Source organism: Shewanella maritima, assembly GCF_004295345.1.
GTDB lineage: Bacteria > Pseudomonadota > Gammaproteobacteria > Enterobacterales > Shewanellaceae > Shewanella > Shewanella maritima.
Genome location: NZ_CP036200.1, coordinates 2023342 through 2040857 on the forward strand (window position 1 = coordinate 2023342; position 17516 = coordinate 2040857).

The 17516-nt window shown below is 45.1% G+C and carries 11 protein-coding genes; 5 read left to right on the forward strand and 6 right to left on the reverse strand.

Annotated features, from left to right (window positions below):
- The first annotated feature begins 118 nt into the window (after nucleotides 1-118).
- Complete coding sequence (locus EXU30_RS08620) at nucleotides 119-580, forward strand: DUF4920 domain-containing protein (RefSeq protein ID WP_130599179.1); 462 nt, start codon at nucleotides 119-121, stop codon at nucleotides 578-580.
- The gene (locus EXU30_RS08625; RefSeq protein WP_242620366.1) at nucleotides 573-1145 is read left to right on the forward strand and encodes a PepSY-associated TM helix domain-containing protein; all 573 of its coding nucleotides are present in this window, start codon (nucleotides 573-575) and stop codon (nucleotides 1143-1145) included. The genes EXU30_RS08620 and EXU30_RS08625 overlap by 8 nt, the downstream gene beginning before the upstream one ends.
- 13 nt (nucleotides 1146-1158) lie before the next feature.
- Here EXU30_RS08625 and EXU30_RS08630 read toward each other — a convergent pair whose 3' ends face one another.
- Together EXU30_RS08630 and EXU30_RS08635 are read right to left on the reverse strand one after the other, a co-directional pair.
- A complete protein-coding gene (locus EXU30_RS08630) occupies nucleotides 1159-1620 on the reverse strand; it encodes a MarR family winged helix-turn-helix transcriptional regulator (protein WP_130599181.1) in 462 nt (153 codons plus the stop codon).
- Between the two features lie 36 nt (nucleotides 1621-1656).
- Nucleotides 1657-2532: a LysR family transcriptional regulator gene (locus EXU30_RS08635; protein ID WP_130599183.1), complete on the reverse strand. Its 876-nt coding sequence runs from the start codon at nucleotides 2530-2532 to the stop codon at nucleotides 1657-1659.
- A gap of 246 nt (nucleotides 2533-2778) precedes the next feature.
- On the opposite strand from EXU30_RS08635, the gene EXU30_RS08640 reads away from it, so the two are divergent.
- A complete protein-coding gene (locus EXU30_RS08640; RefSeq protein ID WP_130599185.1) occupies nucleotides 2779-4053 on the forward strand; it encodes a serine hydrolase domain-containing protein in 1275 nt (424 codons plus the stop codon).
- Between the two features lie 139 nt (nucleotides 4054-4192).
- Here EXU30_RS08640 and EXU30_RS08645 read toward each other — a convergent pair whose 3' ends face one another.
- From EXU30_RS08645 to EXU30_RS08660, 4 genes are all read right to left on the reverse strand, one after another.
- A complete protein-coding gene (locus EXU30_RS08645; RefSeq protein WP_130599187.1) occupies nucleotides 4193-6955 on the reverse strand; it encodes a TonB-dependent receptor plug domain-containing protein in 2763 nt (920 codons plus the stop codon).
- A gap of 12 nt (nucleotides 6956-6967) precedes the next feature.
- Nucleotides 6968-9793 carry a cadherin-like domain-containing protein gene (locus tag EXU30_RS08650; protein WP_130599189.1) on the reverse strand — a complete coding sequence of 942 codons (2826 nt, stop codon included), beginning with the start codon at nucleotides 9791-9793 and terminating at the stop codon, nucleotides 6968-6970.
- 544 nt (nucleotides 9794-10337) lie between these two features.
- Nucleotides 10338-11036, reverse strand: coding sequence for a single-stranded DNA-binding protein (locus EXU30_RS08655; protein WP_130599191.1), 699 nt, complete (start codon nucleotides 11034-11036; stop codon nucleotides 10338-10340).
- A gap of 63 nt (nucleotides 11037-11099) precedes the next feature.
- Entirely contained in the window at nucleotides 11100-12467 is a 1368-nt protein-coding gene (locus EXU30_RS08660) for an MFS transporter (protein WP_130599193.1), read from the reverse strand.
- A 489-nt stretch (nucleotides 12468-12956) separates the two neighbouring features.
- Between EXU30_RS08660 and uvrA the strand changes: the two genes are divergently transcribed.
- Both uvrA and EXU30_RS08670 read left to right on the forward strand, forming a co-directional pair.
- Nucleotides 12957-15827, forward strand: a complete 2871-nt coding sequence (gene uvrA / locus EXU30_RS08665; protein ID WP_130599195.1) for an excinuclease ABC subunit UvrA — start codon at nucleotides 12957-12959, stop codon at nucleotides 15825-15827.
- A gap of 222 nt (nucleotides 15828-16049) precedes the next feature.
- Complete coding sequence (locus tag EXU30_RS08670) at nucleotides 16050-17075, forward strand: M28 family peptidase (RefSeq protein WP_130599197.1); 1026 nt, start codon at nucleotides 16050-16052, stop codon at nucleotides 17073-17075.
- Nucleotides 17076-17516 lie beyond the last annotated feature (441 nt).

Consider the following 17516-nt stretch of genomic DNA (forward strand, 5'->3'; position numbering starts at 1 on the left):
ATTAATAACTATCACTAACACTGCTAAAGTAGCTTAAAGGAGCCATTGCAATATAATCCGCTAGCATTGGCATAAAAATTAGTCATCACTTTAGTACAACAGCCAAAAGGGACATCACATGCTTAGATCAATCTTGCTTACAGCACTACTTAGCTTTACTGCACTTACCGCAACTGCACAAGAATTGCACTTTGGCGACACCGTAGATAGTTCAAAGTTGGTAAAAATTTCAACCTTAATAGAAACACCCAACCAATACATAGGCGAAACCATTACCGTTGAAGGTACGATTATCGGCGTATGTGAAAAGCGCGGTTGCTGGGTAGATTTAGCCTCGGATGCCCGCTTTGAAAAGCTACGTATCAAGGTAAAAGATGGCGACATGGTTTTCCCACTGACCGCTAAAGGGCGCACCGCTTTAGCCACAGGCGAACTAGTAGAGATCCAGCTCGACTTGGAGCAAACGCGTGCCCATCAGGCACTTGCCGAGCGCACGGGTCAACAGATTAATGCGGCAAGTATTCGTGAGCCGATGAGCATTTATCAATTAGTACCAACCGGAGTCACCATTCTTGAGTAACAAGCGCCCTATAAATTGGTTTAGGCTAAACCGCGAACTGCACCGAGACTTAGGCTACTTTGCCTTCGCCATGACAGTGTTGTTTGCGGTTTCTGGCATTACCCTCAACCATTTAGCTGATTGGAACTCAAACTATATTGTTGAGCGTGAACAGCGCACGGTTTCAGTAACGGTGGATCAAAGCGACGAGCAAATTAATCAGCAGCTCTTATCGGCATTTGCGATCAAGCAGCCTGTTAAAGCCAGCTATTGGGAGTCGGTCAATCAATACAAGTTGTTCTTTGATAACGGCGGCGCATTAACGGCAGATTTAAAAGCGCAAACCGCAGTGTATGAGAACATCCGCTCACGCCCTATTCTCAAACAATTTAATAGCCTGCACCTAAATGAAGTTAAAGCTGGTTGGATTATTTTTTCCGATCTCTATGCAGGTTTATTGCTATTTCTAGCCATTTCAGGGCTATTTATGGTGAAAGGTAAATACAGCCCATGGCACAGCAAACGGGGTTGGTTATTACTTTTGGGCACTGTAATCCCATGCGTTTATGTTTTTATCGCGAGTTAAACACTTCCAAACCCTATTCAAGCTCATTGGTCATCGCGTTCAAGGTGCGCTGCAGTACTTCAAAAGCTTGAGACAACTCCGGCTCAGAAATATCTTTAGTCAGCCAAGCTAGAGTTTCATGGCCAAGGTCATATGCTTGCTGCAGTATCTCATCACCTTTGTCGGTTAAGGCTACTTGATAGCTATTTTGCTTGCGCGTGGGCAAGCGCTTAATTAACTCACGCTTTTCTAACCCAGCTAATACCCGTGCAACCGCTCCTTTATTTTTGAATGTCTGCCGCGATAGCTCTATCGGGGTGATTGGTTGGCTATCGTAAATAATCCCCAGCGTTTTCCATTGCTCAGAGCTGATATCCACTTGCTTAGCGTCAAATACTCTTTGCACCAGCGCATGGCTAATACGGTTAATATCGTGAATGGTTGAGAAGTACTCCACAATATCCGAGGAATAGTTAGTCTCTCTAGTGCTGGTCATTCATCACCTCAGTTGCAGACCTTTTAACCAAACAGGTCACCTCAATAGCTCGATTAAACGCTCTCGAATAGGGTCATAGACTTTATCAACCGGCCACAGCATATCTACACTCCAGCTGCCAGCATAATCAGACTCAACACTAAACGCTTGTAGATTGGCCGCCGCGATTTCAGCTTCACATAGCGCCTTGGGCACATTACACCAACCTACTCCTTGCTTTGCTAGCTCCATAGCGATGCGGGAGTTATCAGCATTTATCAGTTGATGACTATATACCTGACTTTCAACCCCTGCTTCTCGAAGCGGCGATAAAATCACCTGAGTCATGCCACGTATGGTGCTTGGCGCAACCTGCTCACCTGGCTTCCAACCATGACTTTCTAGGTACTCAGATGTTGCTACCCGTAAAAACTCAAACTCAAAACAGGTGCAATGGTTTATCGCTGCCGGCAGTGAAAAAGTCGACATTGCAAATGCGATATCCGCCTCATCATTAATCAACATGTCACGTACTGACTGAGTGTCACCCGACTTTAAGGTTAACTTTAATGACGGATAGTCGCACATCAGCTGACTGATATGCTCAAGTATACCCAACTCATTAATTGCGCTGTCGATCACAATTGTGGCGTTCGCTGGATGATCAGAAAAAATACTCTGCACCTTAGTCTCGAACATATCAGCTTCGACTAACAAGCCTTTAGCATGATCATACAAAGCATGACCTTGAGATGTCGGTTCAACAGATTTGCCATGACGCACAAATATCTCAAAGCCTAACTCATCCTCTAATGCACTGATTTTGCGGCTAAATGTAGAAGCATGACGTTTAGATTCTGCCGCAGCTTGGGCAAAACCACCGCTATCATAAACGGCCACAAATGCCGCAAGATAATCCAAATTAGTAACCATAATCACCCTCTTACTCATTAGCGCAGCCACAACCCGAATCAAGCATGCAAAATATGCATGCTAAGCAATTTATGGCAAAAAAACCAGCGTGGCAAAGTAACCATATAGACGCAGCAAAGTAGATGAGAGTTGCCGTGTCTTAGATGAGAAACGCATTTTCAAACTTATTGATGATAGTGATTGCAGCCTTTAACGGCGACCACACAAAGTATCGTTAATAAATAACCGAGATTTCGGAGAATACACATGAAACTTAAAGCACTTTCTATCGCGCTACTACTTAGCAGTGCATTTGCAGCACAAGCGGCTACTTTCCACGGCCCAGACAAAGAATTCATTGGCGCAGCTGAAGCATCTGGCGTACCAGCAGCACTATGGGATAACGCTGAATATGCGGCATCGACTTTCCCAAATGCTTACAAGTTCACTCCTAGCTACAAAATCAAAGCTTCTGGCGTTGCTCCTGAGCAGTTCAAAAAAGGCACTCAACTAGACTTTGAAAAAATTCAGATCGCTGCAATTGACGGCGAAATGTCACTGAATGATTACCTACGTGACCGTGTTAAAAACCACTCTTTAGTTGTACTAAAAGGCGACAAGCTATTACACGAGCACTACTGGAATGGCATGAATGAGACTTCTACTCACTTAGACATGTCAGTCACTAAGTCTTTCACTGCTATGCTAGCAGGTATTGCTGCTGATCAAGGTAAACTTGATATGAGTAAGCAAGTCACCTTCTACCTACCAGAGCTTAAGGGTACAGCTTGGGACGGCGCGACTGTTCAAGAAACTGCTGACATGCGTACTAACGTTGTTCAAGAAATCCAAAAGCACAAGTCGTGGGATACTCGCATGACTGACTCTCAAGGTTGGACTGGCGATCACTCAGCAACTTACCCTCAAGGTATCCAATCTTACTTCCCACTAGTTAAGGAAGTTTCTGAGCCAATGGGTACTAAGTACTCTTACCAATGCATCAACACTGAAGTTCTAGGTAAAGTTGTAGAAGCTGCTACAGGTGAAAAACTTGCAGACCTTCTAGAGCAAAACTTCTGGGGTAAAGTTGGTATGGCTAACGACGCTAACTACCAGGCTGACTTTGCTGGTAACCCAGTAGCTTCTGGCGGTCTAAACGCTGCAACTAAAGACCTTGCACGTGTTGGTCGTACCCTAGTAAATGGCGGTAAGAACTACAAAGGCGAGCAAGTTGTTCCAGCTCAGTTCATCAAAGATATCCTAGCAGGTAACGACAAAGTACGTAGCGCATGGTTAAAAGGTAAAGAATCTGCACTAGCTGAAGGTTGGTACAAAGACCAATTCCGCGTACTTAACATTGGCGGTCGTACTATCATGGCGATGGTAGGTATTCACGGTCAAATCCTAGCAATGGACCACAAAACCGGTACTGTTGTTGCTATGAACGGTGGTTACCCACAAACTGAAACTCCGCGCATGGCTATTGCTATCTTCTACCAAGCACTACCAGCAATCTTTGCTGCTGCCGACGAAGTTAAGTAGCTTTAAGAGTCTGTCGTGATGATTAGCGCAAGTCATTGATAGCGCTAACGCTCTACTCTAAGTTATAAAAACGCCTGCAAGGTAAATTGCAGGCGTTTTTTATTGGGTGTAAGCCCTAATCAGCAAAGGCTAATAGCACCTAATCATACTGATAATTAATCCCGAGCCAAAAGCTGCGGCCCACTTCTACGCCTGAATTACCAGGCAGTACCGAATAAGTACGGCTATCGAGTAGGTTTGAAATATCTACGCTTAGCGAAAGCCTGTGCTTATGAAAATCCGGCAAGCGGTAGCGAACCGATGCGTTTAATAAAATGGCATCGTCTAGTTCAAACTCCCGGTAAATGGTAGCCTCAAGTGGGATGAGTTCTCCTGACTCATTCTCGACCGTAATGTCATCAAAATAATGCACGTTCGATGTTGCAGCAACCGATGTATATCCCTGGGTATACTTTGCCGTAAGTGTGGTTTGCAAATCGTCAGTCCACTTGGCAGTCCAACCCATGTTTACCACCCAAGGACGGGCATAGTTTGCTGCGATTCTGTCTAAGTCATCTAAAGAAACAGCGGTATAAACGGTTTCCTCTTTACCTTCTGCATTGATAATAGTCGTTTCATGGGCCACGATTTGATCTTGCGGCGTATCGTCAATATCTCCGTCATAGCTATCTTGCGTCGTTTCAGTTTGCGACCAAGAGGTATTAGCCCAAAAGCTATGATCTTTATATTGCCCATTCCATGACAGTGAAATGCGCTTCTGCTCGCTTTCACCTTTGTTTACCTGATAAATATAGGTATAGCCACCTTCGCGAACTGAGTCGCCTTTACCTAGCTCATCTTTACTCTTGCGCCAAACACCACGCAGTGACAAGAAGCCGCCTAGCATTTCTTGCTTCCAACCTAAAGTCAGCTCGTCGGAATAAGGCGTTTTAACACCATCGTAGCGATAGCGCGTCAAATCCTGGCTGTTAGCGTCAGTCCATTCGGTCAACTGCCCGTCTTTAGTCACCTCACGAGTTTGGGTGATATAGGGTAGTTGCTGCTCGCGGATAGCATAGGTTGTCAAATTAGCATCGTAATAGCGGCTGGCACCAAAGGTAATCAAGGTTTGATTATCACCAAATAAGTCATAACCACCCGAAAAACGTGGCGAGACGTTATGGTTTTTAAAGAAGTCCTCAGTATCGTAACGCAGGCCAAGATTAAAGTTCCAATCACCTACTTCGAATACGTCTTGAACATACAGAGCACCTTTACGCACAGTGACATCGATATGTTCTTCTTGGTAAATCAGCCTTTTTTGCAGGAATTGCCCCGTGGTGACGACGTTTTCTTCCCTTAATCTAATATGTTCCGGATTGGTGTCATCAAACGGCTCACCTAATATGGCAGATAATTCTTCCTCAGATAGTGACTCCTGCTCAACACAGGCAACAAAATTACCGTTACAGTCAACGTTAGACTTAACTGCTGCATTAGAGTAGCGAACACTGTCTTGGTTGCGGTCGCGGGTAACTTGCTGGCTTTCAAGCTGCAGTCCCATGGTAAATTGATGGTCTAACTCCCAAAAACTCGTATCAAAATCAAACTTGTTGTTGAGTGAGTATGTCACCTGGCCATTGTCTAAATCGCCATTACCACCTTCTTTAGACACAGTGGAATCGTTTGGTCCCCAGTCTTTACCCTTGTACTTGCCCCAAATAACATGATCAATTGGTGCTGTGCGACTATTTTCACTGTAACGAGCGTTTGCAGTAATCTTCCAATCTGCCCAGCCAAGGTTACGAAGACCTGTGGCATTCAACGCATAACCACCACCTTCTATGCTGTAGTCACTGTTTAACGTGTCATCGAGAATGTAGTTGCCTTTATAAGGCGCATATAGTGCAGAAACACTTAAATGATCAAACCAATCCTGCTCAGAATCGTATTTGAGCATGACGTTTGAGTTAGTACTTGAGGTGTCAACTAACTCACCTAGCGACTCAATGCTCTTGGTCGATTCAGTATGATTAACGTTTAAACCTATGCCTCGACCTTTACCTAGCTTTTTAGCTAGTTGCAGCTTGTATTGCTTTTTATCGTAAACCGGTTTTTCAAATACTGACTCTGACGGATCATCTCCTTCTCCATAAATATCATGAAATGATACCCAGTCAGATTGCGTTGCTCGATAACCAAAACTCACCGAAGGTAAGTCCCAGGCATCTTTACTTTGTGACTCAACCACCCCGCCCATAAACTCGCCATATTCCACCGGAATATTTGAGTCATAAACGGTAATACTTTCAACAAGATCTTTATTCAAAAAGAATTCATTGGTGTGCCCCATTACCGAGTTAGTCTCATCAGCAGATAGGCCTGAGCTTGCTGGGTCAATACGACTATTGGTGTTCATACCATCAATGAAAAAGCCATTTTGGTAGGCTTTACCACCTGAAATAGACACTTCACGAGAGCGGATATCAGTCAGGCTTGCAATGCTATTATCGGCTTCGTTTGCCTGAATACCTGGCAAGCCTTTTAAAAGCTCAGTAATGTCACCATTGCCCACTGGTGCATTTTCAATAAAGTCTTGCGACAAGAAAATACGCCCTTGGGTTTCAAGTACTTCAGGGCCAAAGTAGCGCCCGGTAACCTCGATTACCTCAACAGGTGTACCGTCGTTATTCAGGCAGGCTTCCATGCGCTGAGCTTTTTCATAGCTCAGTAACTCGGCTTCAGGAAAGCGCATTTTAGTTGCACAGGTAACCCATAACTCAGGTGTTTTTTTAGTTTGCGTTAAAATCTCTTGTTGCTGTTGCTCAAACGAATCCCCCTCTTCCGCATAGGCGGAAAAGGGCATAGTGAGGGTAGACGCCAGCACAATGCTGGCGTACACAGGGTTTAATTTAAACTCCATAACAGCAAACCACTACTGAGCGACATCAGGCACAAGTGGGTTGATATCATTCTCATCAACAATGCCATCACCATCGGCGTCGTCATCAGCAGTTAGACCTGAAGCAATCACTTGCTCCTCGGTTGCTGTAGTAATGAAGAAATTAGGCTTACCATCTTGGTCAGTATCAACGTTTGCAGCAACAGTGCTAGGGAAGTCATCTTGTTGCGCAATAAACTGTGACAATGTTGCCGTAAGTTCCAGCTTGTTTGCCTCAGCGTTTGCTTCACGTGCAATCACTTGATTACCTAACTCAAACTCACGAGCAGAGCCTAATAGCGGTATCCAGTCCTCATTAATATTGGCCTGAACCGTCGCACTTTGGGCTTGTAACTTAGTATCAATGAAATCATTTAAGCGCTTAACTTGTGCTTTTAGTGCAACTAACTGCTCCGCATAATTGTTTTCGGCCGCAAAGAAGCGTGTCTGCTTAATAACGGCATATGATTCTGAAGCCGAGTTTTCTAGCGAAGTATCAACAAGCTGCTCTAAAATCTCAATAGCTAGCTCAAGACCCGCTTCTTGGTCATCACCATTGTCTGCCACGTATTGGTCATAGTTATCAAAAAAGTCATCTACCAGTACTTGGGTCTGAGTTGTTGCTTCTTCAAGTAAGCCATTCAGTGCTGCACTTTGAGCAAATTCGTAGCGCCACTCAATTCGGTCTTCAAAGTCTGAAACTAAATCAATCAATCCTAAGGCTTCAATGATTGCAGGGATTGCTACTTGAGTATTCCCCACTTTTGCAGCATTGGCAGCTAAATCTTGGCGCGCCTCGATTAAGTCAGCGGTAAGCACATCTTCACTGGTTGTTGGATAATGGTCAGCAACTAATGCCTGACATGTCGTTAGCATAGATTGAGCATCTTCAGTCGCTCCCATGCGCAACTGCATGTCCATTAACTTGCCACAACCATAAGAGCCAATGACATAACTCGGTGACGATACGCGAGCCTCTATGTGCTCGCTGCTGATTAGAATGCCTTTCGCCGTTTCAATTGCCTCTTTAGCTGCATCATTTTCCCCCTTTGCGATAAGGTGAGAGGCAAGCCCAGGTAGAGTGATTGTTTGCTCAGCCACTGCGCGGAACTGATTGAGGGTATTGCCATCTTCTAGCGCAATGAGATGCTCGGTTGCTTGTTTTACTGTGCCGCCATTTAACACAATTGACAGACCATGCTGCGCATCAATTTCTTCTTGAATATCTTCGACGTAGCTCTCGCGCGTGTTATCTAAATTAATGAAGGCAAGTACAGGGTTGGTTGAAAGTTCAGAGTAGTACAACTCAGCCGCACCAGCTGCAACTTGTAGCGGGTAACGATTCTTATACTCTAAAGTGTAAACGGCGCTCTCATGTGCGCTGCGATTATATGCTTCATCGTGAGTCACATCTGTATACAGTGCGATAATACGGGCAATAAGCTCCTTGGCTTTATCTACTTCTTCCGCACGGTTGTATAGGGTTAACGCAAAGGCATAGTAAGTGCCACGTTGATAATAATGTGGCTTACCCGCATTGCTATAGCTAGAGGTTAGCTCTTGGTAACCCGTGTCATCTGCAACTGCAACTAAACGGTCAATCGCTGCTACCAGCTTTAAGCGGTTTTCTTCAGTTCGATCATTTAGATAAATAGTTAACAAGCTATCGGCATAGTTATCGAAACTCGTTACCAGTCGCTTGTATGCCGTCGAAACTTCATCAGACTTCAGCGCTTCTTTCACTAAAGCCAAAATACCGATGACATTGTCCGCACCTGTTTCAGATCCACTATCGATATAGCCATTAAGTAATGTTTGATAGAAAGTACCATCGGTATTGCTGAAGCTGGCGAAGCCTTTGTCTGCAATGTAACGGTTATAAATACCTAAACCTTTATCGCGAGCAGCATCACCATCCGCATATAGGCCTTTAGCATTGTATTCAGCGCCAATGTCTTTGTATGCTTCCGCTTGGTTGCTCTCGAAAATAATATCTTGATCAATAATTTGGTCGGTTTTATCTGTAAAACCTGCTGCTGCATAACCTTGCGCTAGCGCGTAGTATGCAGGGTCTGCGGCGCTATCACCTGCAATCGTTTCTATGAGTACTTCCGCTTGTTTAAGGTGAGATAGCTCTGAGGTGTAGTAAAAATCTTGTTTTTGTTGATTGGTACCATATTCTGGTTTTAGCTGAATCACTTTGACAACTTTGTCAGCGATGCCATCGGTTACACCAACCGTAAATTCATTGGCAAACGATGTTAGCTCAGGTTTGTAGGTGAACTTACCTGTTACAGGGTCTAACACCAGCGTGCCAGATTCTGGCGCAACTTCTACCGAGTAAGTCAGTGTATCGCCATCCACATCAATAGCGTTGACCTGGCCAATAATATCGCCACTCGCATCAACTGCTAATGAACTGCCAGAAATAACCGGCGCATCATTCACGCCCGTGACGGTGAAAACTAAATCACCAGATGTTGATGCACTGCCATCACTCGCTTGCACTTTAGCGGTATCGCTACCAAAGAAATCCGCTTTTGGCATGTAGCTGTAGCTACCATCTGCCGCCAAGGTTAAGGTGCCGTTTTCAGGCGATTGAGTCACAGAAAAACTGATTTGATCGCCATCTGCATCTGTAGCGGTTAAATTTCCATCAAAACTAGTATCTTCAGCGAGTGTTACGCTTAGGGAAGTTGCATCAAATGTTGGTGCTGTATTCGGAGTATCGCTTGAGCTTGAACCGCCACCACATGCTGTAAGTAATCCTGAGAGTACTGCAATTGCAACCGGGGCAACCGGGAACTTACGCTTTGCCATCTGTTAATTCCTGTATGTCTTTTAAGTCAATTCGACGGCATTTTGCTCTCGCAAAATTACAAATGCAAACCATTCTCATAATCATTTAACAACAAATTGTTAATTGCGCGATCTTGATCGCAACTTTATGTAAATACTTAGTTGAGGTCTAAATACTGTGTAAACGTACAAAAATTTACTTTTCATGAAACATGAATAAACATCAAACATTTGATTATATTAAATATTATATTTATAGAACGATTATTCTAACTTGATTGTAAATTTTGAAGCTCATAGCTGCTTGTTAATAAATACAACAAGACTGAACACAAGAATTAGTTAACCAAAAGACTGTAAAACACCAAAAATTTACCAATATTTACACTTGTATTTAACGTACGGTAGGCGATTAAATTACCATGAGATATAGCGAGGAATGAGCCTGTTTGCATGTCTCACTTTGGAGCATATAAACAAACAGAGGTAAAACATAAATATAAACAAAAAGCCCAGCAGTGCTGCTGGGCTTTGATGAAACTGACAACCAGTTTTTCGCTTAAATCTAGAACGGGATATCGTCGTCCCAACCTTCATCCAAATCTGGGGTGAAATTCTGGTTTTGTTGTGGCTGTTGCGGCGTAGGCGCTGGACGCTGCTGAGGTGCAGCTTGTGGCGCTTGCTGCTGGAAGTTACCTTGCGGCGCTGCTGCAGGCTTAGGCTGATAACCGCCTTGCTGTGGAGCTTGCTGTTGCGCTGGTGCTTGCTGCTGACCGAAGTTTTGGCCTTGTGGCGCAGCTGCTGGCTTAGGTTGGTAACCACCTTGCTGTTGTGGAGCAGATTGCTGTGGAGCAGACTGTTGTGGGCGTTGGTAGCCACCTTGGTTTTGACCTTGGAAACCACCAGCATTGTCGCCACCTGAGTTACGGCTATCTAGCATTTGCATTTCTAGCGCGTTGATTTCAGTTTTGTAACGGTCTTGACCAGTGTTTTGGTCTTGCCACTTGCTGGTTTGCAGCTTACCTTCGATGTAAACCTTAGAACCTTTCTTTAGGTACTCGCCAGCAATCTCAGCTAGACGACGGTACATTACGATGTTGTGCCATTCAGTGCGCTCTTGTGGCTGACCTTGTTGGTCTTTCCAAGACTCGCTAGTTGCAATAGTAAAGTTAGCTACTGCATTACCATTTGGCATGTAACGCACTTCGGGATCTCTACCCAAATTACCAACCAAAATTACCTTATTCACACCACGACTGGCCATCGAAATCTCCTGAGATTCTATCTAATACTTCGCAAATTTTATTACTGTTGATCGTTTAAAGATCTAATTGACAGAGCGTAACACAGCTCGAGCGTCACTCAAATTGAAATTGTCGTCCACCTTCAAATAGGCAACCTTTTCTTCAACTACTACTATCGCCTCGGCAACACCTGCTAATGCACTTAACTCAGTCGCCATGGCTTTAGCATGGTCACTGTCAGTAAAGTGCGCATTTAGTGTGTAGCTTTTAAGTAGCACAGGGTTCTTCATGCCTATGGTTAACAGCAGCCACACGCCAATTAACGCAAGACCAGCAAAGAACACGCCCGATGCACCTAAATACTGGTAAGCGCCCCCGCCAATCATGCCGCCACAAAATGCACCTAAAAACTGGCTAGTTGAGTACACGCCCATTGCCGAGCCTTTATCACCACTTGGGCAGAACTTAGCAATTAAGCTTGGCAGTGACGCCTCTAAATAGTTAAAGCCAGTAAAGAATAATAATACCGCTGCTGCTAACACCCATAAATTGCCAGCAAACATGCCCATGGCAGCAAGTGATAGCATCATAATAATAAGCGCGACCTGGAACATGCCTTTAGTGTTGTTGCGCTTAACGCCAATAATGATCAGCGGCACCATTAAAAAGAACGCGCCAACAAATGCAGGGAAGTACAACATCCAATGCTTTTCTTTCACCAACCCTGCATCAACTAAATCTAACGGCAAAGCCACGAATACAGCGGTAAGCACTAGATGCAGAATAAAAATACCTGCATCTAGGCGAAATAGCTGCGGGTCGACAAACAAGCGCTTAAGCTTTTCAGGCACGGCAACTGTGTCACCTTTTGGCGCTTGCGTAATAGGGTTAGGTACAAAGAACTGCACAATCAACATGCCCACAACCGCAAGGGCTGCGGTTAGGTAAAATAAGCCCTCAAGCCCTAATGACTGCGTAGCAATTGGCCCCACCAGTAATGACAGCGCAAATGAAAAACCAATGCAGATGCCAATCACTGCCATTACTTTGGTGCGCTGCTCGTCACGGGTTAAGTCGGCTGCTAGCGCCAGTACCGCTGCCGCAATCGCGCCCATACCTTGAATGGCACGCCCTAACACCACGCCATAAATGTGATCAGACATAGCAGCAATCACGCTACCAATGGCAAACAGCACTAGGCCAATTAGAATAATCGGTTTGCGGCCATATTTGTCTGACAGCATCCCCATAGGAATCTGAAGTAAGGCTTGAGTTAAGCCATAGGCACCAATAGCAATTCCCACCCAAAGTGGTGAGAAGCCTTCAAGATGCTGACCATAAAGCGCGAAGACAGGCATGATCATAAACAGCCCCATCATTCGCAGCCCAAATACACTAGCTAGCGAAAACGCGACCTTTTTCTCAACACCTGAGAGTCCATTTGCGGCCATGCAATTGCCCTTTTGAAAAATGTAAAAAATTAACAGCGCATGTTATCACAGCGAAATAATTAAGCTCAAAAGCAAATCACACTTTACTCATAAAGCCGCTTTTAATATTCATCTTTAGCTGCTAGGGAAGCAACAGCCTTAAGTCTAACCGCTGCCCTATTACCTACCCGTACTCCTAGCCATGAACCAAAACAAGCTTAACATCGTATGATTGCGCCACAGCTGATTGCCAATGATTGTTCACAATAACCAAGCTCGCGCTAACGAATACTTACCTACAATCGGTAATTTCGATGTGGTCTATACGTTAAAATCAATTAAACCCATCAGCTAAACTATGCGATACTAAAGCCAATTTTTACTCACTGTTACTGTTAGCAGCTTAATAGCTACACTTTGTTGCCCCAACTATATAGCTGCAAAACTATGTAGCTCCGAAAAGAAGTAGCAGCAACGCTAGCAGTTCCTAAACGTTATTGAAGAGTGCCAATGGACAAAATTGAAATACGCGGCGCCAGAACCCACAACCTAAAAAACTTTAATTTGACCATTCCACGGGACAAATTGATTGTAATCACAGGTTTATCGGGTTCAGGTAAGTCATCTCTCGCGTTTGACACCCTCTATGCTGAAGGCCAGCGCCGTTATGTTGAGTCGCTGTCGGCCTATGCACGCCAATTCTTAAGTTTGATGGAAAAGCCAGACGTCGACCATATTGAAGGCTTAAGCCCAGCGATTTCCATTGAGCAAAAATCAACATCGCACAACCCGCGCTCGACCGTAGGTACCATTACTGAAATCTACGACTATTTGCGTTTGTTATTCGCCCGTGTTGGTGAGCCACGTTGTCCAACACACGGCGCGCCACTAGCAGCGCAAACCGTAAGCCAAATGGTAGATAAAGTATTGGAGCTACCAGAAGGTAGTCGCCAAATGCTGCTAGCACCTGTGGTTAATGACCGTAAAGGTGAGCACGTTAAGCTGCTAGAGAACTTATCAGCACAAGGCTATATCCGCGCCCGAATCGACGGAGAAGTGTGCGACTTAACTGACCCACCAACGCTGGATTTACACGTCAAGCACACCATTGAAGTGGTGGTTGACCGCTTTAAAGTGCGTGACGACTTAAAGCAGCGTTTAGCCGAATCGTTTGAAACTGCATTGGAGCTATCTGGCGGTATTGCCAAGGTTGCCTCGATGGACGGCAGTGATGAAGACGAAGAGCTAGTATTCTCTGCTAACTTTGCCTGCCCAATCTGTGGCTACTCAATGGCAGAGCTTGAGCCACGCATCTTCTCGTTCAACAACCCTGCGGGCGCGTGCCAAACCTGTGATGGTTTAGGCCATCAGCAATTCTTCGACCCAGACCGCGTAGTCACCAACGGTGAGTTATCGCTAGCTGGCGGGGCGATTCGCGGTTGGGATCGCCGCAACTTCTATTACTTCCAAATGCTCACCGCGTTGTCTGAGCATTATGACTTTGACGTTGAAGCACCGTTTGACAGCCTCAGCGACAGAGTGAAAAAAATCGTATTTTATGGCTCAGGCAAAACCAAAATCGCCTTTAAATACGTTAATGACCGCGGCGATGTGGTAGTACGTAACCACCCGTTTGAAGGCATTTTGAATAACATGGACCGCCGCTACCGCGAAACCGAAAGTAACTCGGTGCGCGAGGAACTGTCTAAGTTCATCAATATGCAGCCATGTAATAGCTGTGGCGGCTCACGCCTGCGTGAAGAAGCCCGCAACGTGTTCATTGGCGACATCAATCTGCCTGAATTAACCACTTGGTCGATAGGTGAAGCAAAAGACTACTTCGACGGCCTGCACTTTGAAGGTCAACGGGCGCAAATTGCCGAGAAAGTCCTTAAAGAAATCTGCGATCGCTTAGGCTTTTTGGTCAACGTAGGCCTTAACTATTTAAGCCTATCACGCTCAGCCGACACGCTATCTGGCGGTGAGGCACAGCGTATTCGTCTTGCGAGCCAAATTGGTGCGGGTCTTGTGGGCGTAATGTATGTGTTAGATGAACCCTCTATTGGTTTGCATCAACGTGACAACGAGCGCCTGCTTAACACTCTTGGTCACCTACGCGATCTTGGTAACACCGTGATTGTGGTCGAGCATGACGAAGATGCAATTCGCATGGCAGATCATGTTATTGATATCGGCCCTGGCGCAGGCGTTCACGGCGGTGAAGTGATTGCATCGGGCAGCCTTGAGGACATTATTGCCTGCGAGCAATCAGTAACAGGGCAATATATCTCGGGCAAGAAGCAAATCCACATTAGCGATGAACGTACGCCAATCGACAAGAAAAAACTGATTGAGCTTAAAGGCGCTAAAGGTAACAACCTCAAGAATGTCGATTTATCGATTCCTGTCGGCCTGCTGACCTGTGTCACAGGTGTATCTGGCTCAGGTAAATCAACCCTGATTAACGACACCTTCTACAAAATCGCCCACCGCGAGCTAAATGGCGCAACGGTAGACGAGCCATCGCCATATAAGAGCATTAAGGGCATGGATCACTGCGACAAGGTTGTGGATATTGACCAAAGCCCAATTGGCCGTACTCCGCGCTCCAACCCAGCCACTTACACTGGCATCTTTACTGCCATTCGTGAGCTATTTGCTGGCACCCAAGAAGCCCGAACCCGTGGTTATCAGGTTGGCCGCTTCTCGTTTAACGTGAAAGGTGGCCGCTGTGAGGCCTGTCAGGGTGATGGTTTAATCAAGGTAGAAATGCACTTTTTACCTGATGTGTACGTGCCGTGTGACTCATGTAAAGGTAAACGCTATAACCGCGAAACCTTAGAGGTGAAATACAAAGGCAAGAGTATTCACGAAGTGCTGCAAATGACGGTAGAAGATGCCCGTCAGTTCTTTGATGCCATTCCATCTATCTCGCGCAAGCTACAAACCTTAATGGATGTCGGACTGTCGTACATTCGTCTAGGTCAAAGTGCTACCACGCTATCAGGTGGTGAGGCGCAACGCGTCAAACTGGCAAAAGAGCTGTCAAAGCGTGATACCGGCAAGACCTTGTATATTCTCGATGAGCCAACCACAGGCCTGCACTTTGCCGATATTCAGCTACTGCTAGATGTATTGCATCGCCTAAAATCCCACGGCAACACGATTGTGGTGATTGAGCACAACCTTGATGTAATCCAAACCGCAGACTGGATTGTCGACCTCGGCCCAGAAGGCGGCCAAGGCGGCGGTGAAATCTTAGTAACTGGCACACCAGAGCAGGTTGCCAAGCACAAGACATCACATACTGCCAGATTCTTAAAGCCGATCTTGGAGCTGCATAAGCAAAGAGCTAAGGCTAAAGCTAAAGCTGGTAAGTAGATTTGGTTTAGGTTTTACCTAGATTTGATTTGTATTTAAAGGGAAGTGGCTATTAAGTCACTTCCCTTTTTATTTGTTAAGCATTTATCGCGCTCTATTGCTCAATACCGAGCGCATCAAACACCCATCAAGCAGCCGTTGCTATTTCTAAAACAAACTCAATCCATCTTAAAAACTCAGCTAAGCTATGATTAAACACAAAATCATCAACTTAGGTGGCTCATGTTCGCAAGGCGACATCAATACAATCTTAATCGCTATTTACTCACGCTAGCTATTTGCGTGCTGACTAGCGCGTGTGCCAGTCAGTATCAATGTAAGCAGCCATTGACTCACCATTGGGTTGATTTAGAACAAGTTAAAGCTGACGTAACCAAGCTTAGCCATGATGATATGCAGGGGCGTAAAACCAACACCTCAGGCGCTGAGTTTGCCCGTAGTTACATTGCCAAGCGATTTGCACAAATAGGCTTAACGCCTTGGGCGGCGCTTGAGCGAGATGATTACCAGCAGCCTTTTGAATACCAATATCAGTTTAGTGATAGAACTGGTATTAATATGGTAGCAGTGCACTTAGCAAAGCCGTCATCAGAGCAAGCATCGAAGCAATTATCGAAGCAATCAAGTGATCGTTGGCGCGTGGTAGTGGCTCATTATGATCACCTTGGTAAACGTGGCAGCAAGGTTTATAACGGCGCGGATGATAACGCCTCTGGTGTGAGTGGGTTGTTTGCCATTGCTGAGCATTGGGCGAATCTGCCTATCGCGCAGGACGTTAATCTAATGCTAGTAGCTACCGATGCCGAAGAAATTGGCCTTTACGGCGGCTATGGCATTGTTGAAGAATTAACCAAGCAGCAAGTTAAGCCTGAGCTAATGTTAAACTTGGACATGATAGGTCAGCCGCCAAGGTCGAAAAGTATTTATATTGAGGGCGATAAAAACCTTGAGCAGTTTGCTGCGCTGAAGTGGCAGCTATACCAGCACAATAACTTATGTGTACGTGAGCAGCGCAGTCACAAGCCTGCACTCGGTTTAGGCCGCACTAACTGGCTTAAAGCATCTGATCACTACCCGTTCCACAAAGCCAAAGTTCCCTGGGTATATTTGGGTGTGCCGCCCCATCGCCACTATCATCAGTTAACCGATACTGCCGAAACCATTAATTACGAGTTTTTGGCGGCAACAATAGAAACCGGATTAGAAATTCTGCAAGTCGATCAAAATCAGATATTGCCGATAGATTAGAGCCTGTAGGTCTTTCAAGATTTTTTGCAGCTGTTTGTTGGAAATTTATACAAGGCAACGACTTTGATGTGTGGTTGTTCCACATGAGTAAGTTGTTAATGCAGTAGAAATGACAACAAGCGCTGCCGGTACGGTTCGTTTAAAAACACCTACGCTCTTAGCTAAGAGTTCTGGGTTATGAGCTACTTGTTTGGTCGACTAAACTGCATAGCTTGCGTCTTGATTAAAGTGCTTTTAATTCGAACAAATTCCAATCAGCAAAGCTCCATAGGCTCTCCCCTAAATCAAGGGTAATACTGAATATTTCCAAATATCGTATTTTCGTGATAGGTAGATGCGACTCAGATAAAACAATCAAAAATCGCGCCAATTTGAATAATTTAACGAATACCAATAGTCAAGTAGCTCACACTTTGCTATAATATCGCCCTTTTTGAAACG

Coding starts and splice junctions, on each gene's coding strand:
- EXU30_RS08640 (WP_130599185.1), top strand. CDS start 2,779: ATGAAACTTAAAGCACTTTCTATCGCGCTACTACTTAGCAGTGCATTT.
- EXU30_RS08645 (WP_130599187.1), bottom strand. CDS start 6,955: ATGGAGTTTAAATTAAACCCTGTGTACGCCAGCATTGTGCTGGCGTCT.
- uvrA (WP_130599195.1), top strand. CDS start 12,957: ATGGACAAAATTGAAATACGCGGCGCCAGAACCCACAACCTAAAAAAC.
- EXU30_RS08620 (WP_130599179.1), top strand. CDS start 119: ATGCTTAGATCAATCTTGCTTACAGCACTACTTAGCTTTACTGCACTT.
- EXU30_RS08655 (WP_130599191.1), bottom strand. CDS start 11,036: ATGGCCAGTCGTGGTGTGAATAAGGTAATTTTGGTTGGTAATTTGGGT.
- EXU30_RS08670 (WP_130599197.1), top strand. CDS start 16,050: ATGTTCGCAAGGCGACATCAATACAATCTTAATCGCTATTTACTCACG.
- EXU30_RS08660 (WP_130599193.1), bottom strand. CDS start 12,467: ATGGCCGCAAATGGACTCTCAGGTGTTGAGAAAAAGGTCGCGTTTTCG.
- EXU30_RS08630 (WP_130599181.1), bottom strand. CDS start 1,620: ATGACCAGCACTAGAGAGACTAACTATTCCTCGGATATTGTGGAGTAC.
- EXU30_RS08635 (WP_130599183.1), bottom strand. CDS start 2,532: ATGGTTACTAATTTGGATTATCTTGCGGCATTTGTGGCCGTTTATGAT.
- EXU30_RS08650 (WP_130599189.1), bottom strand. CDS start 9,793: ATGGCAAAGCGTAAGTTCCCGGTTGCCCCGGTTGCAATTGCAGTACTC.